This is a genomic window from Shewanella donghaensis, from assembly GCF_007567505.1.
Lineage (GTDB): Bacteria > Pseudomonadota > Gammaproteobacteria > Enterobacterales > Shewanellaceae > Shewanella > Shewanella donghaensis.
In genome coordinates, this window is sequence record NZ_CP041783.1 from 1,357,726 (window position 1) to 1,380,680 (window position 22,955).

General features: G+C 40.3%; 12 protein-coding genes. 6 read left to right on the forward strand and 6 right to left on the reverse strand.

Annotation, left to right across the window (positions count from 1 at the left end):
• Positions 1-396: 396 nt before the first annotated feature.
• Positions 397-3,069, forward strand: coding sequence for a TonB-dependent receptor plug domain-containing protein (locus FPK91_RS05770; protein ID WP_144209254.1), 2,673 nt, complete (start codon positions 397-399; stop codon positions 3,067-3,069).
• Positions 3,070-3,262: 193 nt separating this feature from the next.
• Here the strand turns inward: FPK91_RS05770 and yfcC are convergent, their stop codons facing one another.
• Positions 3,263-4,741: a putative basic amino acid antiporter YfcC gene (gene yfcC, locus FPK91_RS05775; protein ID WP_144214185.1), complete on the reverse strand. Its 1,479-nt coding sequence runs from the start codon at positions 4,739-4,741 to the stop codon at positions 3,263-3,265.
• 323 nt (positions 4,742-5,064) lie between these two features.
• Positions 5,065-6,018 carry a formate transporter FocA gene (gene focA / locus FPK91_RS05780; RefSeq protein WP_144209257.1) on the reverse strand — a complete coding sequence of 318 codons (954 nt, stop codon included), beginning with the start codon at positions 6,016-6,018 and terminating at the stop codon, positions 5,065-5,067.
• A gap of 541 nt (positions 6,019-6,559) precedes the next feature.
• Here focA and pflB point away from each other — a divergent pair.
• Positions 6,560-8,842: a formate C-acetyltransferase gene (gene pflB / locus FPK91_RS05785; protein WP_144209260.1), complete on the forward strand. Its 2,283-nt coding sequence runs from the start codon at positions 6,560-6,562 to the stop codon at positions 8,840-8,842.
• 91 nt (positions 8,843-8,933) lie between these two features.
• Positions 8,934-9,665: a pyruvate formate lyase 1-activating protein gene (gene pflA / locus FPK91_RS05790; RefSeq protein ID WP_144209263.1), complete on the forward strand. Its 732-nt coding sequence runs from the start codon at positions 8,934-8,936 to the stop codon at positions 9,663-9,665.
• A gap of 39 nt (positions 9,666-9,704) precedes the next feature.
• On the opposite strand, the gene yfbV is transcribed toward pflA, so the two are convergent.
• Positions 9,705-10,148: a terminus macrodomain insulation protein YfbV gene (gene yfbV / locus FPK91_RS05795; protein ID WP_144209266.1), complete on the reverse strand. Its 444-nt coding sequence runs from the start codon at positions 10,146-10,148 to the stop codon at positions 9,705-9,707.
• Between the two features lie 177 nt (positions 10,149-10,325).
• On the opposite strand from yfbV, the gene ackA reads away from it, so the two are divergent.
• The 3 genes from ackA (at position 10,326) to FPK91_RS05810 (ending at position 15,125) form a co-directional block, all read left to right on the forward strand.
• Positions 10,326-11,525: an acetate kinase gene (gene ackA / locus FPK91_RS05800; protein ID WP_144209269.1), complete on the forward strand. Its 1,200-nt coding sequence runs from the start codon at positions 10,326-10,328 to the stop codon at positions 11,523-11,525.
• 70 nt (positions 11,526-11,595) lie between these two features.
• On the forward strand, positions 11,596-13,761 hold the full coding sequence (gene pta / locus FPK91_RS05805) for a phosphate acetyltransferase (protein WP_144209272.1): 2,166 nt from the start codon (positions 11,596-11,598) through the stop codon (positions 13,759-13,761).
• A gap of 914 nt (positions 13,762-14,675) precedes the next feature.
• The gene (locus tag FPK91_RS05810) at positions 14,676-15,125 is read left to right on the forward strand and encodes a nuclear transport factor 2 family protein (RefSeq protein WP_144209275.1); all 450 of its coding nucleotides are present in this window, start codon (positions 14,676-14,678) and stop codon (positions 15,123-15,125) included.
• A gap of 685 nt (positions 15,126-15,810) precedes the next feature.
• Here FPK91_RS05810 and hrpA read toward each other — a convergent pair.
• The 3 genes from hrpA to FPK91_RS05830 all read right to left on the reverse strand — a co-directional run bounded on the left by hrpA (position 15,811) and on the right by FPK91_RS05830 (position 22,953).
• Positions 15,811-19,686 (reverse strand): ATP-dependent RNA helicase HrpA, encoded by a 3,876-nt coding sequence (gene hrpA / locus FPK91_RS05820; protein WP_144209278.1) that lies wholly within the window; start codon positions 19,684-19,686, stop codon positions 15,811-15,813.
• An 81-nt stretch (positions 19,687-19,767) separates the two neighbouring features.
• On the reverse strand, positions 19,768-20,184 hold the full coding sequence (locus tag FPK91_RS05825; RefSeq protein WP_144209281.1) for a CBS domain-containing protein: 417 nt from the start codon (positions 20,182-20,184) through the stop codon (positions 19,768-19,770).
• A gap of 438 nt (positions 20,185-20,622) precedes the next feature.
• A complete protein-coding gene (locus FPK91_RS05830) occupies positions 20,623-22,953 on the reverse strand; it encodes a putative bifunctional diguanylate cyclase/phosphodiesterase (protein ID WP_144209284.1) in 2,331 nt (776 codons plus the stop codon).
• Positions 22,954-22,955: the final 2 nt, after the last annotated feature.

Sequence of the window (22,955 nt, forward strand, 5' to 3'; positions counted from 1 at the left end):
AACCACTCATTACACCACTAGCAGTGTAACAATCTGTATCAAGGCGATTTTTCAACATCCCGCCAAAAACACAAAAAACCAACACAAACCCCCACAAAAATACACATTCAACATCAAAAAAGTACTGATATTTAACCATTCATTCGAACCAGGTCACCTTGTTAAAAAAACAAAATACCACACCAGACCACCATGTTAATGCTGGTAGTCAAAGTGGCAACAATTGAGCATACAAACTTAACAAATTCAGAGTGTAACAGGCTCGTTGCCAATGTTGCTTAAGTATGTTTTTATCCGAAAATCGCAAAGATATCTTAACGACTGTCACAAACAGTTAAAGGTATTAACCCAATAAAATTGCGAATAACAATCAAAGATGATGAGGAAGAGAAAACAATGCAGTTTAATTCAAGATTGGCCAATGCAATTCGTTTTGCTTTGGTAAGTGGTGCGGTTACCGCAGCACTTAGTGCGCCAGTAGTTCTTGCGGCAGAAGAAGGAGCCGACGTTGAACGTATTCAAGTCACGGGTTCACGTATTAAACGTACCGACTTAGAAACAGCAACACCAGTAACAGTGTTAAGTGCTGATGATATGGCAAAGCAAGGCTTTACCACTATCCAAGATGCGCTTCAAAACCTCACCTCAACAACCGGTGCAATGACAACACAAGAAGTACACGGTTTTACCCCTGCAGCTTCTTCAATCAGTTTACGTAATGCTGGCGCGAGTCGTACACTTACGCTTATCGATGGTAAGCGTTTAAACCAGTACCCAAAACCTGCTGGCGGAACCGATAACTTCGTTGATACAGCAAACTTACCAATGGAAGCCGTTGAACGTATTGAAATACTTCAATCTGGTGGTTCAGCTATTTATGGTGCTGATGCTGTTGGTGGTGTCATTAACATCATTTTGAAAAAAGATTTTGATGGCGTTGCGTTAAAATATCGTCATGGCGATACCACTGAAGGCGGCGGGATGAATGACCGTATCGCACTTTCATTAGGTTCTTCAAGCGAGAAAGGCAACGTATCAACTTTCATTGAATTTAGCAGCAATGAAGCATTACAAGCTACAGATCGTGAAAACTTCGGTCTACACACAGATAAAGTGCCACACAGTGACTACTCTTCGTATAGCTCATATGGTGCTCGTATTGCTGGTACGGGAACTGGTGCTCGTGAGTTAACACCTGAACAATGTGAAGCTCGAGGGTTTCTATGGACAGGAAGTACATGTGGTTTTGACCGCTCAGAATGGCGTGACTTAGAGCCAGAAAGCTACCGCTTTATCAGCACAACAAACTTCAACTATGAATTGTCTGACGATATCACTTTCTTAGGTCGTCTTGATTTTGCTAATGCAAAATCAACCACTAATTTTGAGCCAATGGCCATTAATGATTACGATATCAACGTTGATGGTAATGACTTAACCGTAAGTTATGGCGATTTGATGAGTAAGACGTTCAACAAATCAACGGGTCTTGGCGGTGATTTTGCTAACGCAACTGACGGTGATTACTACTACGCTCGTCGCTTACACGAATTCGATAACCGTAGCGGTGAAACGAACACCAGTAACTACTTCTTCTCAGCAGGTCTTCAAGGCGTTTTAGCTGACGAATATGATTGGGATATGTCAGCTAACTACGGCCGTACTAACGTCAACGTTTATCGCAGCGGTTTTGCAACCGTTGGTGGCATGTTCGATTACATCACTGCTGGTGAAAACGGTAATTCACTACTTGAAAACATGGCAGATGAAAATGTTGAAGCCGCGTCTTACTCACCATTTGAACGTGCGCAATCAACCCAAAAGAATATTCAGGCTAACATCACCGGTATGGCGTTTGAAATGCCTGAAGGCGATGCGATGTTCGCATTCGGTGCTGAATATACTGAGCAAGATTACGAAACAGAATCTGATTCAGAAACCCAAAATGGTTCTGTACTGACGACAGGTGGCTCATCGGGTGCGGGCGAACGTGACTTCTGGGCAACATACGCTGAAATCAGTGTTCCTGTGCTTGAAGATCTAACTATTGCAGCGGCGCTTCGTTACGATCACTACAGCGACTTTGGCGGTAACTTATCACCACAAGTCACTGTTGAATACCGTCCTGTTGATGAGTTATTGGTTCGTGGTTCTTGGTCTAGTGTATTCCGTGCTCCAGACATGCACCGCGTATACGGAGACGCAACAAACGGCTTTACTCAGGTTATCGATTATAAGCAATGTCAGGCAATGGGTGGTCAACCGGGAGTTAAAACCGGTAACGAATCTCTTGATGAGATTTGTAACGAACTGCACATTGATACGACAACAGGTGCCAACAAAGAACTTGAAGCTGAAACAGGCTACACAGCTAACATTGGTGCAGTTTGGGGCGGCGACAGTTTAGAAGCCTCTATTGATTTGTGGGAATGGAAACTTGATGACATGGTAAGCGATATTAGCGCCTCAACTGCCGCTCAAGAATACGACACCTATGAAAATATGATTACCCGTGATGATAGTGGCACGATTACTCATATCAACACTGTAGCGCAGAACTTAGCGTACCAAAAAGTACGTGGTCTTGATTTAACCGCTGGTTACAGCTGGGATTTCAATGATATGGGTGAACTGCGCGTTAACTTTAATGGTACTTACATACTATTATCTGAAGGTCAGTTAAACCCAACCTCAGATGTGGATGATGACATTGAAGATGGCGGTTTACCACAGTACCGCGCTAACATGATCTTTAGCTACTTTATAGAAGATTTTGAAACCACTTTAGGTGCCTATCATACAGCACGTATGCACGGTTCTTCGTATAGTTCATTCATTGATGAAGAAGGCTTTACTGAAGATGACTTAGAAGTGGCATCACAAACTAAGTGGAATTTAACCGGTGCCTATAACTTCACCGATGATTTCAAACTAACTGCTGGTATTGTGAACCTATTTGACGTGGGCCCTAATTTTGACCCAACCAATACGTCATGGCCTCACTACCCTCGCGGCGTGTATAACGCTCGTGGACGTGAGTGGTTTGTTGAAGGTGAAATTAAGTTTTAACGAAGTCATAAGTTAAAAAAGAGTCAAGCTCAACGAATTAAATCGAACGAGCTAGTTTAAAAAGACTATTCCCAATAGTTCTTCCCAGCAAAACGGCATCAAATGATGCCGTTTTTTTTCACTTTTTAAAATCCCGCCTGCACTTATGATTATAGCTATGCTTATCTCCGACGTCAGCTCAAATAGAGATGAGCTAGCTAAAGCCTAAATAATGCGCGGCAATCACAGCAATACTCGATAGCACAAACAGTGACACCATAAAGCGCCAAATAAACTTAAGCCAATCACCCCAATCAACACGGCAAACACCTAGAGTGGCCATTAACGACGCTGAGGTCGGCACTAATACATTGGTAAAGCCATCACCCAACTGAAAAGCCAATACTGCGACTTGCCTTGTCACCCCAACAATATCTGCCAGTGGGGCCATTAATGGCATAGTTAACGCCGCTTGACCTGAGCCTGACGTGACAAAGAAATTAAATACCGATTGAAACAACAACATAAACCAAGCAGATAAAGCATTAGGTAATTGTCCAATAACATTACCCGCACTGTGTAATATGCTATTTAACACTGTAGGTTCAGTCGGCCCACCGCCGCCAATGAGTAATAGAATACCTGATGCACAACCCACTAATAACGCAGGTTCAAGCATGGTTTCAGCACCTTGCTTAAAACTTTGCGCCACTTTATTCATCGTTAAGGCATTAAGCTTAAATATAATGCCAATAATGCCGACCACAATTCCCATGGTAAAAAATTGACTGGCAATTTCAGGTATAAACCACGCATGAGCGATAACGCCCCAGATAACCCAAGCAATCGTCGCGATAATGGTCAGTAATACAAGTATGTCACCAACATTAAATCGGCTATCTTTTACAGTGCCTTGCTGGTTATCTCTAAAATATTGGTCGCTATGAAAACTAAAAGACGCACTAGGTTGTTTTTGAACTTTCGCTGCATAGCGCATGGTAAAAGCAATACCTATCAAGGTAAAACCAACCCAAAGCCCGAAGCGCACTCCAGCCCCAGATAGTACTGGCACTCCAGAAATACCTTGAGCAATCGCAACACTAAACGGGTTCATCCATGAGCTGGCAAAACCGATTTGTGTGGCGACATACGTCACCATCACGGTACATATGCCATCATAGCCAAGGCGGATCATTAACGGGCAAATAATAATAGCGAAAGCAATGGCCTCTTCTCCCATGCCAAATACCGCCCCGCCCAGAGAAAACAAACTGAAAATCACTGGGATAAAGATTTGCTCGTTACCCTTGGTTTTATCAATTAATCGCAAAATGCCGTTATCGATAGTCCCCGTGGCCATCACGACGCCAAATGATCCACCAATCACCAACATAAACATGATAACGCCAATAGCACTGCCCCATTTAGAGCCAGAAACCATACCTTCAAAGGCAAAATTAAAAAAACCTACTCCGCCATCACCTTTAAAAAATGAAATGGGATTGAGCTTGGGTTCACCCTGTTCGTCAGTAGCATAAACAAATGAGTTGGGGTCTACGACGCTGCGGGTTTTCTCAACACCATCGACAACATAATGTGCTTCTTGGGTAGTGAATGAGCCAATTGGAACGACATAGGTGAGCAGTGCAGCAGCCAAAGCAACAAAGAAAATAATCACCAAAGTATCTGGCATTGATTTCGGAGGCTGCGTGCTTTTAGTAAGGGATTGCAGATCAGGTGTTAATTCTGTCGCTAGTGTTTTTTGGGGTTCTATCATGTGATGACCATGCTTATTGTTATTTTAATGATGGGTTATCAAGTGATTAAGATTCTACTATTGTCGTGAGGTTAATTACCAATAATATTATAGGCTTGTTTAAACCGATGACGACATATGTAGTGATAAATACGCTTAGGCCATAGACACAAAAACGCCCAGCAAAGCTAGGCGTCTAGTCAATCAACTAATTAAGTATAAGACAGGTCTATGTAAACACCGTCTTTATACTCAATCTGTTAATCACTTTTTTGTTCAATTTTAGTGACTATCGATGCATTGCTAGCACCCTGAGTCCCGATAGTGAGCTTACCTTGTTCAACTAGCCAAAAACCCAAGCCAACAAACACCCCACCACCAATGATGTTACCTAGGGTAACTGGGATAAGGTTATTAAATACAAAGTTAACTAGGGTTAAATCATCATATTGAGCAGGATTAATATTAAGCGCGACATAAAAGCTTTCTGGCGCAAAAGAATGAATAGCTACACCTAAAGGCACCATGAACATATTGGCAATACTGTGTTCAAAACCACTGCTGACAAACATGGCAACCGGCAAAATCATTAAACATGATTTAGTCAGTAAATCTTTAGTCGCAAAGGTCATCCACACAGCCAAGCACACCAGCATGTTACACAAAACCCCCAAGGTTAATGCCTGCGACCAAGTGTGATGAATCTTATGTTGCGCAATATTCAGCGCACTTAATCCCCATTGGCCACTGTTTAACTCAAACATACGTGCAGACATGATTAAAAACACCATTAGCAGTGCTCCAATCAAATTACCCGCATAAACTCGTGCCCAGCATTGTAACTGTACCGAGGTTTTTATTTTTTTCTGTGCCCACGGAATGGAAGTTAATACCGTACTGGTAAATAATTCAGTACCACATACCACCACTAAAATAAGCCCTAAACTAAATGCAACACCACCAATGAGACGTGTTATCCCCCAGCCCATCGTGCTGCCGTTCGTCACTGTGATATAAAATACAAACGCAATGGCAATGAAAGCACCAGCAAAAATGGATAGGATAAAAGATTGCCAAGGACTTTTAGCCACTTTAGCTAAACCGAAATTTTCAGCCTGTTGAAAGGTGGTAGGCGAAGTCGTTATAGACTTAGCTGTTAACTCGGTTGTTGAGTCCGCCGTAGATTGGCGTTCGTCACCGGTTAAATTCTTCATAAAAACCCCAATATGAATTATAAAAACATCAACAATAAATTGGTAATACCAAAATAAGCACACAAAAATGATACTGATATTATAGGCAACCTACTTTAATAAGTGCTAATAAACTATCAGCTTTACTAAAAAATGCTATAAATCAGTATAGCAAAGCGACATCATGATAAGAATGTTACCAAAAGTAGCCTTGTTGTACGCTGCAAGAGTAGACACTATTGGTCATTTAAAAAACCTTATGCTTAAAAACTGTTACCTAGCTAACAGTTTTGTCCATATCTTAAGCGATTTAGCTTTAATTAAGTGAAGTCGTATAAAAGCTATGCTAAAATTCTTTAGGTAAATTGGTCTTACCAATTTATTTTGAGTGAAAATTTTGTTCAATTGTTGAATTAAAATGATTGAACTAACAGATTAGATGCCCTTGCGATCATCCATTTATAGGGGTCTCAATTTTTGAACCGTCGACTTGTTTGTAACATTTAACCCGTAACATCAAGTGGCAGTTCAGCAGCAGTTAATTACGAGAAGGTAAATTACCATGACCGATACAACAGAGTTATTTGCAAACGCTTGGCAGAATTTTGAAGCTGGTGATTGGAAAACTGAAGTCAACGTTCGCGACTTTATCCAGAAAAACTACACACCTTATGAAGGTGATGAGTCTTTTTTAGCTGGTGCAACTGCCGCTACTGATTCACTTTGGAATAAAGTGATGGAAGGGATTAAGCAAGAAAACAGCACTCACGCCCCTGTTGATTTCGATACTGAAATGGTTTCAACCATTACCTCTCATGATGCTGGTTATATCAATCAAGATTTGGAAACCATTGTAGGTTTGCAAACTGATGCGCCGCTTAAACGCGCAATGCTGCCAAATGGCGGTATTCGTATGGTTGAAGGTTCTTGTAAAGCTTATGGCCGCGAATTAAACCAAGACGTTAAGTACACTTATTCTGAATTACGTAAAACCCATAACCAAGGTGTATTCGATATTTATACCCCTGAAATTATGGCATGTCGTAAGTCTGGTATTTTAACAGGGTTACCTGATGCGTACGGCCGTGGTCGTATCATTGGTGATTACCGTCGTATTGCACTTTATGGTATCGATTACCTAATGCAAGATAAGTTCGCCCAGTTCTCTTCACTTCAAGCAGGTTTTGAAGCTGGCGAAGACTTATCATACACAATGCAACTACGTGAAGAAATTGCAGAGCAGCATCGTGCTCTTGGTCAAATGAAGAAAATGGCAGCTAAATACGGCTGTGATATTTCTTTACCTGCGACCAATGCAAAAGAAGCTATCCAATGGACTTACTTTGGTTACCTTGCTGCAGTTAAAAGCCAAAATGGCGCGGCAATGTCATTAGGCCGTACTTCTTCATTCTTAGATATCTTCGTTGAGCGCGATATCAAAAATGGGGTAATCACTGAAGAACAAGCACAAGAAATGGTTGACCATTTCGTGATGAAACTTCGTATGGTGCGTTTCTTACGTACTCCTGAATACGATGAATTGTTCTCTGGCGACCCAATCTGGGCAACAGAATCAATTGCTGGTATGGGTTTAGACGGTCGTACTCTTGTTACGAAATCAAGCTTCCGTTTCTTACACACTTTATACAACATGGGCCCAAGCCCTGAGCCAAACATTACCGTGTTATGGTCAAATGAGCTGCCACAAGGTTTTAAAAACTATTGTGCAAAAGTCTCTATCGATACCAGTTCAATCCAGTACGAAAATGATGATTTAATGCGTCCTGATTTCGAATCAGACGATTACGCAATTGCTTGTTGTGTGAGCCCTATGATTATAGGTAAACACATGCAGTTTTTCGGTGCCCGTGCCAACTTAGCTAAAACAATGCTTTATGCAATCAATGGCGGCGTTGACGAAAAGCTAAAAATCCAAGTTGCTCCTAAAGCGGATCCAATTACATCTGAAGTTTTAGAATTTGATGATGTTATGGGTCGTTTAGACGGCTTAATGGATTGGTTAGCAACACAATATGTGACAGCACTTAACTCTATCCATTACATGCACGACAAGTATTCATATGAGTCAGCATTAATGGCACTTCATGACCGTGACGTTAGACGTACAATGGCATGTGGTATTGCGGGCCTTTCAATTGCAGCCGATTCATTATCTGCAATTAAGTTTGGTACTGTTAAGCCAATCCGTGATGAAAACGGTATTGCGGTTGATTTTGATATCTCAGGTGATTATCCAAAATTTGGTAATAATGACCCACGTGTAGATGACATCGCTTGTGATTTAGTCGAACGTTTCATGGCTAAAATCCGTAACATGAAAATGTACCGTAATGCGATACCAACTCAGTCAATTCTTACTATTACCTCTAATGTTGTATACGGTAAGAAAACAGGGACTACACCTGATGGTCGTCCAGCTGGCGCACCTTTCGCTCCTGGTGCTAACCCAATGCACGGTCGTGATGAAAACGGCGCAATTGCATCATTAACGTCTGTGGCTAAACTGCCATTTGCTCACGCACAGGATGGTATTTCTTATACGTTCTCTATTGTGCCAAATGCATTAGGTAAAGATGAAGTCGGTCGCCGCGCGAACCTTGCATCACTAATGGATGGTTACTTCATGAGTAACGCTAGCAGTGAAGGTGGTCAACACTTAAACGTGAACGTAATGAACCGTGAAATGCTTGAAGATGCGATTGTTCATCCTGAAAAGTACCCACAACTGACCATTCGTGTCTCTGGTTATGCAGTCCGTTTCAACGCACTAACCCCTGAACAGCAACAAGATGTAATTACTCGTACTTTCACTAAAGGCTTGTAACATCAGCTAAAATTGGTTGTACTAATATACAGTGATGATTTTATCTTACTAAGTTAGTACAACCTTTTTTTTTTGCTTGTTCGGAGATGTCATGACCACAGGTCGTATTCACTCAATCGAATCTTTTGGCACTGTTGATGGCCCTGGTATTCGTTATGTCGCCTTTATGCAAGGCTGCTTGATGAAATGCCAATATTGTCATAACCGTGATACTTGGGATTTAGATGGTGGTAAAGAAGTCACTGTTGATGAACTCATGAGTCAAATCATCAGTTACAAACCTTTCTTAACATCTGGTGGGGTTACTGCAACAGGCGGGGAAGCAATTCTTCAAGCTGAATTTGTCAGTGAACTCTTTAAAGCATGTAAAGATAATCAGCTCCATACCTGTCTCGACACCAATGGCTTTGTCCGCAAATACACACCTGTTATTGATGAATTACTCGATAACACTAACTTAGTATTGCTTGATATAAAGCAAATGGATGATACAAAACACATCGAATTAACTAAAGTCAGTAATCACCGTACTTTACAATTTGCAGAATACCTCGCTAAGCGTCAGCAAAAGACCTGGGTGAGATATGTAGTTGTTGGCGGATTTACCGAAGATATTGAATCAGCTATCGCATTAGCGGATTTTATTAAACCGATGAAGAACGTTGAAAAAGTAGAATTACTGCCTTATCACGAACTCGGTACCCACAAATGGGAAGTCTTCGGTGAGAAGTATGCTTTAGAAGGTGTAAAACCGCCAAGTAAAGCAACAATGGATGCGATTAAAGCGGTATTTACTGAACGTGGTATTAGCGCAGATTACTAATACATCGCTGCAATAGTAGCGACTTATTATTGGTAAGAGTTAAAGCTCTTCCCAATAGCTTCGATCTAAACGATCAAAAGCTAATTTTAATATTTGTGCCATATCCAAATAACAGGCTTTAGCACCTAACGGCTGGTTACGAACGCCCATTGAATTTAATTTGGCACTGAGTTCGTTACCCCAATCAAACAGTGTTAATGGTAATGGGTGCCTTGCTCGGCAACCTAACCAGAGCAAGCCCTGGATGGGTAAACTGACAAAAAATAGCAATATAGCAATGGCTTGAGGTAAAAACGCCCAACCATTGACATACACTTGGCTAATTGCAGCCAAGATAGCGAAAAAAGGCATAAACATAATGCCAAGATGGGTTGCCCTAACTACACGGTATTCAGGGAAATAAAACCCAAGTTGTCGAACCATAGGCCACGTCTTCATATAACGTCGACCATCTCCTATGATTTTGAACACATTTACGCTCAACGGTATGCCCTATAAGATTTATCAGATATATGCACAATAGCACACAGCTATATTTAGCCCCAAATTAAAGGCAAATATATCGGCTGTTTTGTAAATCATTAACTATGATTGATAGTTGAAATAACACAGTTTCACATCAATTTTAAATTTTGCACGATTAGACAAAAAGGTCTCAACATGTCAGAAAAACTCGTACTGGTACTCAACTGCGGTAGCTCTTCTTTAAAATTTGCTGTAATTGATGCCATATCTGGTGATGATCACATATCAGGACTTGCTGAATGCTTCGGCTTAGAAGATTCTCGCATTAAATGGAAAGTAAACGGTGCTAAAAATGAAGCCAAACTTGGTGCATTTACTGCTCATCGTGAAGCTGTTGAATACATAGTTAATAATATTCTTGCCGATCAACCAGAGCTTGCTGCCCAAATTCAAGCTGTTGGCCATCGTATAGTTCATGGCGGTGAGAAATACTCTCGTTCAGTGATCATCAATGAAGATGTGATCAAAGGCATCGAAGACTGTGCTTCACTTGCACCCCTTCATAACCCAGCTCACCTAATTGGTATTAGAGCGGCAATGGCATCATTCCCAGCGCTTCCACAGGTTGCTGTTTTTGATACTGCTTTTCACCAAACAATGCCTGAACGAGCTTACGTTTACGCACTTCCGTACAAGCTATATCGTGAACATGGTATACGTCGTTACGGCATGCACGGTACAAGTCACTTATTTGTTAGCCGTGAAGCAGCAAAAGTACTCAACAAAGACATTACGGACACTAACGTTATCGTGGCACATCTTGGTAACGGTGCTTCGGTTACTGCGATTAAAGGCGGTAAGAGTGTTGACACTTCAATGGGGTTAACCCCGTTAGAAGGTTTAGTTATGGGTACACGTTGTGGTGATATGGATCCTTCAATCATCTATCATCTCGTAAACCAACTTGGTTACACCCTCGATGAAGTGAATAACTTACTAAACAAGCAAAGTGGCTTGTTAGGTATATCTGAGCTAACTAATGATTGCCGTGGCATTGAAGACGGTTATAAAGATGGCCATAAAGGCGCGACATTAGCATTGGAGATATTCTGCTACCGTTTAGCCAAGTACATTGCTTCTTACACTGTGCCATTAGGCCGTTTAGACGCTGTTATCTTCACTGGTGGTATTGGTGAGAACTCTGACATCATCCGCGCAAAAGTGCTTGGTATGCTAGAAATATTCAACTTCCAAGTGAATGAAGAAAAGAACTTAGCAGCACGTTTTGGTAGCCAAGGCATCATTACCGAAGAAGGCAGCACTGTCGCAATGGTTATCCCAACCAACGAAGAGTGGGTAATCGCTGAAGATTCAATTAAGTTGATTACTGCTTAATTTGTTTCTGAATAGTTTATTTTAAGCCTGTTACTTAACGGGCTTTTTTAATTTTACATTAGAGGTATTTATGTCTCGAAATATCATGTTAATCCCAATTGGAACTGGTGTAGGTCTGACCTCATTAAGTCTTGGGATGGTTCGTGCGCTAGAGCGCAAAGGCGTTAAAGTTCAATTCTTCAAGCCAATCGCCCAGATCAGAACCGGTGATAATGGCCCTGAACGTTCAACCACCATTTTAAGTCATTCTCCTACGGTTAACCCGCTTGAGCCATTTACAATGGAACATGCAGAGAATCTAATCCGTTCTGAACAAATTGATGTGTTGATGGAGCAAATTATTGCTCGCGCCAGTGAATGTGCTTCAAATACAGAAACGATTGTTATTGAAGGGTTAGTGCCTACACGAAACCACCCTTTCTCTGATGACATTAATTTTGAAATTGCCAAAGCATTAGATGCTGACGTGATTTTCATCGCGACGCCAGGTAATGACAGTCCAAATGGGTTAATGAGTCGTTTAGAGATTGCGTATAACTCATGGGGCGGCGTTAAAAACAAACGCCTTATTGGTTCAATTATCAATAAAATTGGTGCACCAGTTGATGATGAAGGTCGAGCTCGTCCTGATCTATCAGAAGTTTTCGATCATGCTGATATCCATAAGGTGGATACATCAGCGATGTTCCAACTTCCAGGCAAAAGCCCATTACGAATTTTAGGTAGTGTGCCGTATAACCTAGACTTGGTATCACCTCGAGCATCTGATTTAGCCAAGCATTTAAACGCCAAAATCATCAATGCCGGTGAAATGCATACTCGTCGTCTACGTAAAGTGACTTTCTGTGCCCGCAGTATTCCAAATATGGTTACCCATATTCGCACAAACTCTTTACTGGTGACTTCAGGCGATCGCTCTGATGTTATCGTATCAGCCTGTCTTGCGGCAATGAACGGCGTTAAGATTGGTGCACTTTTATTGACAGGTGGCTATGAGCCAGAACCTGAAATCATGGCATTATGTGACCGTGCATTTGAAACCGGCTTACCTGTATTTTTAATTGATTCTAATACATGGCAAACCTCGTTAAACATTCAGCGTTTTGACCATGAAGTACCGGTTGACGATGCTGTACGTATTGACCGAGTTCAAGAGTACGTAGCCAGTCATATCGACCAAAGCTGGATTGAAAGCGTCACCCAGAACTTACCAAGGGAGCATCGCTTATCGCCACCAGCATTCAGATACAAGCTAACTGAACTTGCTCGTGCGGCGAAGAAAACCATAGTCTTGCCTGAGGGTGAAGAGCCAAGAACCATTAAAGCCGCTGCTATTTGTGCTGAACGTGGAATAGCGCGTTGTGTACTTTTAGGTAATGCCGAAGAAATTCTACGTATTGCGGCATCACAAGATGTGGTACTGGGTGAAGGTGTACAAATCATCGATCCTATACAAGCTCGTGGACGCTATGTTGAAGGTATGCTTGATTTACGTCGCCATAAAGGCCTGACTGAAGTTGTCGCTAAAGAGCAGTTAGAAGACAACATGGTGTTAGGCACTATGATGCTGGCTCAAGATGAAGTTGACGGTATCGTATCTGGCGCAATAAACACTACCGCCAATACTATTCGCCCTCCCCTGCAGCTGATTAAAACAGCGCCGGGTTCAAGCTTAGTATCCTCTATCTTCTTTATGCTGATGCCTGATCAAGTCCTTGTTTATGGTGACTGTGCCATTAACCCAGATCCGAACCCTGATCAACTAGCAGACATTGCTATTCAATCAGCAGAATCTGCAGCAGCATTTGGTATTGAGCCACGCGTTGCCATGATCAGTTACTCAACAGGGACTTCTGGTACGGGTTCTGATGTTGATAAAGTACGTGAAGCGACTCGAATCGCCAAAGAAAAACGTCCTGACTTAATCATTGATGGTCCATTACAGTACGATGCTGCAGTTATGGAAAATGTGGCACGTTCTAAAGCGCCTGATAGCCCTGTAGCAGGTAAAGCAACGGTATTCGTATTCCCAGATTTAAATACGGGTAATACTACGTACAAAGCGGTTCAGCGAAGTGCTGACCTGATTAGTATCGGCCCTATGCTGCAAGGTATGCGTAAACCTGTGAATGATTTATCACGCGGTGCGTTAGTCGATGATATTGTTTACACCATCGCACTGACTGCCATTCAAGCGGCGCAAAATGAACAGGCACAATCTGACGCTAAGAAATAGCATTAGTTGTAATTAATCACATTCTTTAAAAAGCACTATCCCTATTTAATAGCGATAGTGCTTTTTTCTTGCCTTGAGCTAAATGCAGCTCAATTGAATAACTCAATAAATAACGAAGATAATAGTTGAGCCAATAGCTATATGCCGCCACGAAAATACCAGACGCATAAACGTACCCTAACTAGAAAACACCAAAAACCACAAATCATATTGTTCAGGCTTGTTGATACAAAAATTAAAGCCTTCTTGGAGTAGTATCGAATAGATAAACGTCACTTTAATAAACAAGTGCTATGTTAATAAATGAGTGTCGATTTAATACTTAGCACGATTTTTAAATTTGCGATCTTTAATGAAATTGCGGGCAAAATATGAAACCGCGTCAATTAACAGTGATGTGAATCATTCCAAAGCGATTTTGAAAGTAAATTCAAACAAAGACAAGGTTAAGAACACTCGGTTAACGTCTATGAAAATCATGTTTTAAAGAATTAAATCGAACAATTTAGCTTGAAGTTTTCTGAAAACATGAATCGTTTATAAGCAGTGAACAATTTAAGGCGGCTTAAAGTTTTTAACAGAGAAAAGCAAGTGGAAAATGATAAAAAAAGCAGGAATAAAACAGAAAGTATTAACAGTAAAATTAAGGTGTCATTTTTTAACCAGCACTATTAATTGTTAAATATCATAACCTTATCGAAGTGGTTAAGAGTATTCAACATAGTTGTCCACAGATTCTGTGGATAACATTAAGTTATACATTTTAAATAATGTATTAGCTTACTAAGGTATGACACGCAGCCGTAATTCAGTCAACAATTAATTGGGTTCTATAGGATATTTATGTGTTTCTCTTGTGTCCTCACACGTAAATAGCGATACTTGATTAACACTTTGAAACTCAAAAAGTCATCATGCATAAAATCTTTGTTTTGGTCAGCTTATTAATGCTCACCGCTTGTGGTCCTTCCGAAAAAAATCCTCAAGGTCGTCTAGAAAAAGCACTGACTCCTGAAGAAGTTTCATTAGGGTTCTTCAAAGCTATCTACGTTGATAGAGATGTTAGTCAGGCTAAAATTTATGTGAATCAAGATTTGAAGGATGTCATGTCTCATTACCATATTGCCTCAGCGGTTCAACGTCATGTTTTAGGTTTATCCATGAGTGATGTCAGAATGAGCATTGATGATATTGATATTGATTTTTTCCGTAAATTTACCGATGAAGTCGATGTGAAAGTGAAAATTGAAGGCCTTAGAGGTGGCAGCCCTTGGGTCGATGACCGAACCATAAAGTTGGTTAAAAAAGGTAAAAGTTGGACGATTGTTGAAGTGTTAACAGAAAAGGGCCGTATTGAGGGCTAACCAAGTCGACTAACTTATACAACTGATAACTTATAGTGAGCGCAATAGTTAAGTTAACTCAGCATAAACTAACAAGCATAAAAAAAGCAGCCAAGGCTGCTTTTTTTATGCTTGCGAAAGAGCTAATTCTATTAGTTCGATCAGCTTATTCTTCTTCAGTAGGTAACGACTCTAATACATCGTCTTTTACTTGATAATAAGCATTCTCATATTCATGAACTTCCATAATAACTCCTATCAATCTTAGGCCGTTTGTAGGGGGTATGGCATGTCTATAATTTAGGGGTGACATTTACCATTACAGAGAAGCGTAGCCAGCAGTCTTCTTGAGGCTGATTATAGCAAGCTAATACTTTCAATAACACCAAAACTTACGAAAAACTTACGAAATAGTATGTGTATATGGCAATTAACTCACTTTAAAGAAGTTTTACAGTACCTAAAACTGAAAGTCTTACATAAAAGATCACGGGTATAGCAACAAGTTGTCAAAACAATACCTTCAGCGAAACATTAAGCTAACATCTCCATTTTAAGCACTTATACATCATGCTTTTTATATTTTTTAACCTGTATAAATACACCCGCTCCTATCATAAAGATCCCATAAAAAAGGCACGTATTAAATACGTGCCTATAGTTCAAATATTAACGGCTCATTGTTAAATCACAAAAACAGATTGAATTAAACCTGTTTAATATGCATGACTATCCGCTTTTCTGAGATAGGATAAGCAGTACCCAGCACCTGTGCGAAACACGATACTCGGTATTCTTCTATCATCCAGCGTGCTTCAACTAACGACTCTGGTACAGGTTGGGTTTTAGGCACTTTAGCCAGTTGCGCTGTAAGTAAGTCCTGAACTTTAGCAATGCTCACCATATGCAAACGATCACGAGTCGGGTCAACAGGCAGCTTTTCAAGGCGGTTTTCAATCGCTTTAAGATAACGCCCAACATCAGCAAGTCGTTTCCAACCGCAATGTTCAACAAAGCCTTTAAATACCAACTTATCAAGCTGGTTATTAATGTCACTCATCGCAAAAGCGATATTTAAGCTTATCTTACCTTTTAAGCGTTTTTTGATGCGTTGATAAATCGTCAAGACTTGCTCAACTTGCAATGAGATTTGCTCAGCGTAACCGTTAAGTTCTTGCCTTACCCAATCTTTAGCTTGCTCAAATTGCTGTTCATTACGCACATCCAATTGCTTTTCATCCAGTAATTGCTGCACCGATGCCGAAATAATGTCATCAATTAATATTTGTACTTGTCCAAACGGATTAAAGTACATCGCAAGCTTGGCTTTGTTAGGCAATGCTTTTTGTAAGTGCTTAACCGGAGACGGAATATTAATCAGTAATAAACGTCTTAAACCTGCACGATGATAACGCTCTGCTTCAAACTCATCGTCAAATAGCTTAATCGATACTTGGGTTTTGTCATCGATTAACGCTGGGTAAGCTTTAACTTCATAATTACCTCTGCGTTTTTGATATTGCTTAGGTAAATCGCCAAATGACCATGTAGTAATTTCTTTCTTTTCAATGCCATCTTCTGCCACATTACGTATGGCTTTGGCCACCACACCTTGCAGCTTGTCTTTTAAGGCATCTAAATCATTACCTTGATCAACAAGGCGATGCTTATCATCTTCAATTTTAAAATTCATTGTCAGATGCGCGCTTAACTGGCTTAAATCAAAGTCTTCAGGACTGATGCGTGTCCCAGTCATTCTGAGTAACTGTTTACACATCGAATCAAGCATCGGCATTGAAAATGGTTCCATTGCCTGTACACAAGCGCGGCCATAATCGGGGGCGGGCACAAAGTTACGGCGCAGCGCTTTTGGTAGTGATTTAATCAGTGCAATCACTTTTTCTTCACGTAAGCCGGGGACTAACCAATCAAAGTCATCGGTATCGATTTGGTTGATTAACGCCACAGGAATATGAATAGACACACCATCATCAACAGCCGCGGGCTCAAAGTGATAACTCACTTTTAAGCCCAAGTTGGCTTTATGCCAAATCTCAGGAAAATCCAATGCTGAAACATGGTCAGCACTGCGCTGCATTAACAGCTCTTGATTAAAATCTAATAACTCAGGTGTGGCTTTACGTTCTTCTTTCCACCATTTAAAAAATAGTGGCGCGTTGTAAATACCTTGAGGAATTATCGGCTCGTAAAAAGCCACCAGCACTTCTTCATCAACTAAAATGTCACGGCGACGCGACTTATGCTCTAGCGACTCAATATCATTAAGCAGCTGCTGATTTTTAACAAAAAACGGTTCTTTAGTTTGTAACTGCCCTTCTGCTAAGGCGCTGCGGATAAATATCTCACGTGCTTCAACGGGTTCAATCGGGCCATATTGCACACGGCGGCGATTAACCACCATTAACCCATAAAGAACCTGGTTTTCAAAAGCGATAACACTCGCGGGTTTGGCTTCAAAGTGCGGCTCGATATGATTTTTCTTAATCAAATGCGCAGCAAGAGGCTCTAACCATTCAGGCTGAATTTTGGCGCAGCAACGGGCAAATAAACGCGAGGTTTCTGTTAACTCTGCCGCCATGATCCATTTAGGGCCTTTTTTAGCCAGTGGCGAACCAGGGAACACAAAGAACTTACGATTGCGGGCGCCTAAATATTCGTTATTAGCATCTTTAAAACCGATGTGACTGAGTAAGCCTGACAATATGGCTTTATGCAGGTTGTCATAACTTGGCGCCGTATCATTTAAACGCCATTTTAAGTCATGCACCGCTTGTTTTAGTTGGGTGTATAGATCTTGCCATTCACGCACCCGTAAATACGCTAAGTATTCTTCACGGCACTGCTTTCTAAATTGGCTTGCCGATAACTCGCTTTTTTGATCTTTAATGTAATTCCACAAGTTAACCCAACTGGCAAAGTCTGAGTCTTTATCGGTATAACGTTTGTGACACTCGTCCGCCGCTTGCTTCTTTTCGATGGGTCTTTCTCGTGGATCTTGAATCGACAATCCAGCAGCAATGACCATGACTTCATGCAGACAGCCCATATCTTTAGCTTCAAGTACCATACGCGCTAAACGAGGGTCTAACGGGATCTTAGCAAGATTTCGACCTAAGTTAGTCAGCACCAGATCTTTGCGCTGCTTTTTAACCGCCTGTAACTCTTCAAGCAATAAGAAACCATCACGAATGTGTTTCTCTTCTGGCGGCTGAATAAACGGAAAACCAGCGATATCACCTAAACCAATGGCTAGCATCTGCAAAATAACCGATGCAAGGTTAGTACGCAGAATTTCAGGGTCGGTAAATTCCGGACGCTGAATAAAATCCATTTCGTCATATAAACGAATGCAAATACCCGCAGCAACACGACCACAACGACCTTGGCGCTGATTAGCACTGGCTTGGGATATAGGTTCAATCGGTAAACGTTGCACCTTAGTGCGGTAACTGTAGCGGCTTATACGCGCAGTACCGGGATCAATAACATAGCGAATCCCAGGCACGGTTAATGAGGTTTCTGCCACGTTAGTAGCCAGTACAATTCTACGGCCAATATGACTTTTAAAGACTTTTGACTGCTCACCATATGACAATCGAGCATAAAGCGGCAGGATTTCAGTATCGCGATAATTTTGCTTACGCAACATTTCAGTGGTATCGCGGATTTCGCGCTCACCGTTCATGAAAATCAAGATATCGCCTGGGCCTTCCGCCATTAACTCATCAACAGCGCCAAAAATGGCATCACTGACATCAACATCTGCATCGGTATCACGCACTAAAGGTCTATAGCGAGTTTCAACCGGGAATGTACGTCCTGAAACTTCAATGACAGGGGCATTATTGAAATGCTTCGAGAAGCGATCAACATCAATGGTTGCCGAGGTAATAATGACTTTTAAATCAGGACGTTTTTTAAGAACTTGTTTCAAATAGCCTAAAATGAAATCGATATTGAGGCTACGTTCATGGGCTTCATCAATGATGATGGCATCATATTGATTTAAGAACTTATCAGAGGTTAATTCCGCTAATAAAATACCGTCAGTCATCAGCTTGATGTAACTGTCTGGACTAATCGCATCTGCAAAACGTACTTTAAAGCCGACAACCTCGCCAAGCGGGCTGTTTATCTCTTCAGCGACACGATTTGCCACACTTCTTGCTGCAAGTCGTCTTGGCTGTGTATGGCCGATTAAACCACGTGTACCTAGTCCTAACTCTAAACAAATTTTCGGTAACTGGGTGGTTTTACCTGAACCGGTCTCACCTGCAACAATTACCACTTGGTTATTGGCAATGGCAGAGGCGATATCATTACGCTTTTGCGATACAGGTAGCGAGTCAGGGTAGCTCACTTTAGGAATGTTATTCAGTCGGTATTGGGCTTTATCAAAAGCTTTAACCGCTTGTTCTGATAACTTAGCAAGGACTTGATCTTTCTTTTCAGATTGCGGCTCTTTTTTTAACTGAAACAACCTACGACGAATTTTAGCCGCATCGGTTTGATAACATGAGTTTAGGTATGCTTTAGAGAGCGGGTGTTGATCTGAATTCAAGTCTAATTCCTAGCAAGTATTTCAAAAACTGCGATCCTAGCAAGGAACTAGACTGAATGGTATTAGTTTACGACATTCCCTTTATGCTGGGGTTAAATAACACTGCTGCATATAAACATTCATCGCACTCAGTACATTAGTTCGGTTAATGGTGCCAATGACTTTGCCCGACTCCACCACAGGATAGATTTTGGGTTTCGCCCCTAGCATTTGTTCTGCAAGCTGCAAAATACTGCCCTCGGGCGATGCTGTTAACACTTCAGTTATCATGCAGTCTTTGACTGTTTCAGTCATATCACAGTGGTAACTGCTTTTGAGCATCACGGATAAACAGTCCTGTTGAGAAAGAAACCCCACCAGTTCGCCATTGTCGCCAATGACTGCCGCACCCGCTTTTTTATTGGTGAGTAAATGTTCAACAGCTGTTGCCAGCGACATATTCGCTTTAAGCAGTACAGGTTGACGGTCCATATAATCAGATATTTTGATTGAATCCATATATTACCCCTTAAATCATTCATAACGCGCGTGTGATTTACCGAACGGCTTATGTTTAGTTTATTAAAATCAACAAACTAACCTTGCTGTGTTTATGACCGCTATTCTTTGGTTTAGTTATGCTACTAATATTAGTGTAGTCAAATTTAACAACATAAGCTGATTGAATAAGTCGATTGCGGTAACAGGAATTTAAGTTTAAGAAAATATGAAAATAAATCAGTCTCGATATTGAGACGTCGCGGGTGAATTTGAAACGTCTTTTAGATAAAAAGATCTGTTAAGGCTGCTCATGTCAATATATGAGTAACTTATATATGAGTAACTTATATATGAGTAACCTAAATCTATCGGGTATTTCCCCCCCTGTACTCGCTAATCAAGTAACTAATTTAACCTTCCTCCACTAAATGATAAGTATAAGATATTAAATACACATTAGATTTCAAGCCCTAAAGGATGTTCTTTATCTTTAAGTAATAATTGCTCAAATTCATCAGCGGTGACAGCTTTACTAAACAGGTACCCTTGAGCAAATTCACAATTCATATCTGCTAAATATTTAGCTTGGTATGGCTCTTCTATACCCTCAGCTATCACTTTTAAATTTAGTGCATTTGCCATTGCCAATATTGCTGTAACCAATGACCGATTGGCTGCATTCGTTTGCAAACTATCCATAAATGCTTTATCGATTTTAAGTTTTGAAAATGGAAATTTTTGTAAGTAACTCAATGCTGAATAACCCATACCAAAATCATCAATAGATAGATCTATGCCCAGTTTATCGACCTTATTAAGCATATTAAGTAAATCATCATTATGATCAACCAAGAGACTTTCCGTAATTTCAACTGTCAATTTCTCCGCAGGGAGCTTACTCTCTTTTAACGCCCTTTCTATTGTTACTAGGAGGGCATCACAATATCTAAATTGCACACTAGAAAAATTAACCGCTATATTTATTGGAGTAATGTCTTGCCATCCAGCCGCATTACAGCAAGCTTGAGAGAGAGCAAATTCGCCAAGTTGATGGATTAATCCATTTTTTTCTGCAAGTGGTATAAATTTATCAGGGGCGACAAAACCTAACTCTTTATCATGCCATCGCATAAGTGCTTCTGCAGCGACTATTCTTCTACTTTGTAGATCAATAATTGGTTGATAGTACATCTCGAGATCATTATTGCTAATAGCCAAGCGTAAACGTTTATCTAGTAACACACTAAGCTGTAAAGAATCATTCAAACTTGAGTCATAAAAACTAAAGTCATTTCGACCAGAATCTTTCACTCGATACAAAGCCATATCGGCATTTTTGAGTAATGTTTCAGGGTCATATCCATCCATTGGATACATCGACATGCCAATGCTAGCCGTAATAAAAAGCTCGTAATCATTAACGATAAATGGTTCTTCAAAAACATGATGAATTTTAGTAGCCAAATCTGTTGCCTTACCAATATTCATCTGAGACTGAGCAATAAGTAAAAATTCATCACCACCCAATCGAGCAATCACATCTGTTTCATAAACGCTATCCAGTAAGCGACGACTTACCATTTTCAGGATGTCATCTCCAGCAGCATGACCTAATGAGTCATTAATTTCCTTAAAGTTATCTAAATCAATAAACATGACTAATATTTCAGTATTGTTTATTTGTGATTCCTGAATAGATTTGGCTAAGTATCTATGGCTAACATTCCTATTGACCAGCCCAGTAAGTTCGTCATGGGTCGCTTGATAAGCAAGTTGGCTTTCTGAATTTTTACGCCTTTTTATTTCACTTTCTAACAATATGTTGTGTTGGCTTAATTTATGTTTTTCTTCAAAAGTTGCATCAATTTGAGTTCTTAATATGGTATTACTTTTATCTATTTTAAATAAATAGAAAAGGCCAAATAGCAGAGGGATAGCAAGGATAGAAATGGTAAGAATGAAATTAGAAGAGGTAAGAAGGTCTTGATCAAAAATCGGTTCAAACCAGCTTTCTAAATATAGATCGATACCTTTTATTTTATTATTAATAGAAATACTATCGGCTAATTTTGTCTTTAATGTGAGATTGTTTTTATTGTCTGAAGTAATTGAATCCCAGATGACTAATGATTTATCATGCAAGGTTTTTAATTGTAAGCGGCTAGGACGATCTGCAACCTCCTGTAACTTAAGTTGATTGCTGATTAATAGCATATTGAGATCAGCAACAAATAGCCCTACTGCTTTTCTTTGATGAAAAACAGTTGTATGTAGCTGTATTGTTAATCCATCTGAACTCTCTTTTAAAAATATTTCATTATGTTGTTCTTGGATCTTTGCTGTTGAAATATTCGCCATGTCAAAAAATAAATCAGCATGGGTATCTGCAATAACATTTCCAGAGGAATTAATTAAAACAACACGATTAAATATTTCATCCTCATCTAGCTTGCTATTTAAAACAAAAGAATCCAACACTCTCTGTAAATTAGCTAAACTTGAACCAAGCCCATATGCCATAGACATACCAGATTGAAGATTCCCAAAAAAAGTACTAACCGCTTTATCGCCTCCTAAATCATCAACATATTGCTGACTCACAGAAAAGATAAACTCAATAGTTTTCACATATTGACTCGCCTCAAGTTGTAATACGTTTGTCTGAGACTGTTGCAGTTTACTTTGCCCAAAATGAGTTACTGTAAGGATTAACGCAAGATACGAAATGAGTAAAACAGCACCAAATAATATGATAATTCTATTACTAAAAAATTTAGTACCTATCATCA

Excerpts from the sequence above, each read along its gene's own strand:
- FPK91_RS05770 (WP_144209254.1), top strand. The coding sequence starts at position 397 with ATGCAGTTTAATTCAAGATTGGCCAATGCAATTCGTTTTGCTTTGGTA.
- yfcC (WP_144214185.1), bottom strand. The coding sequence starts at position 4,741 with ATGCCAGATACTTTGGTGATTATTTTCTTTGTTGCTTTGGCTGCTGCA.
- focA (WP_144209257.1), bottom strand. The coding sequence starts at position 6,018 with ATGAAGAATTTAACCGGTGACGAACGCCAATCTACGGCGGACTCAACA.
- pflB (WP_144209260.1), top strand. The coding sequence starts at position 6,560 with ATGACCGATACAACAGAGTTATTTGCAAACGCTTGGCAGAATTTTGAA.
- pflA (WP_144209263.1), top strand. The coding sequence starts at position 8,934 with ATGACCACAGGTCGTATTCACTCAATCGAATCTTTTGGCACTGTTGAT.
- ackA (WP_144209269.1), top strand. The coding sequence starts at position 10,326 with ATGTCAGAAAAACTCGTACTGGTACTCAACTGCGGTAGCTCTTCTTTA.
- pta (WP_144209272.1), top strand. The coding sequence starts at position 11,596 with ATGTCTCGAAATATCATGTTAATCCCAATTGGAACTGGTGTAGGTCTG.
- FPK91_RS05810 (WP_144209275.1), top strand. The coding sequence starts at position 14,676 with ATGCATAAAATCTTTGTTTTGGTCAGCTTATTAATGCTCACCGCTTGT.
- FPK91_RS05825 (WP_144209281.1), bottom strand. The coding sequence starts at position 20,184 with ATGGATTCAATCAAAATATCTGATTATATGGACCGTCAACCTGTACTG.
- FPK91_RS05830 (WP_144209284.1), bottom strand. The coding sequence starts at position 22,953 with ATGATAGGTACTAAATTTTTTAGTAATAGAATTATCATATTATTTGGT.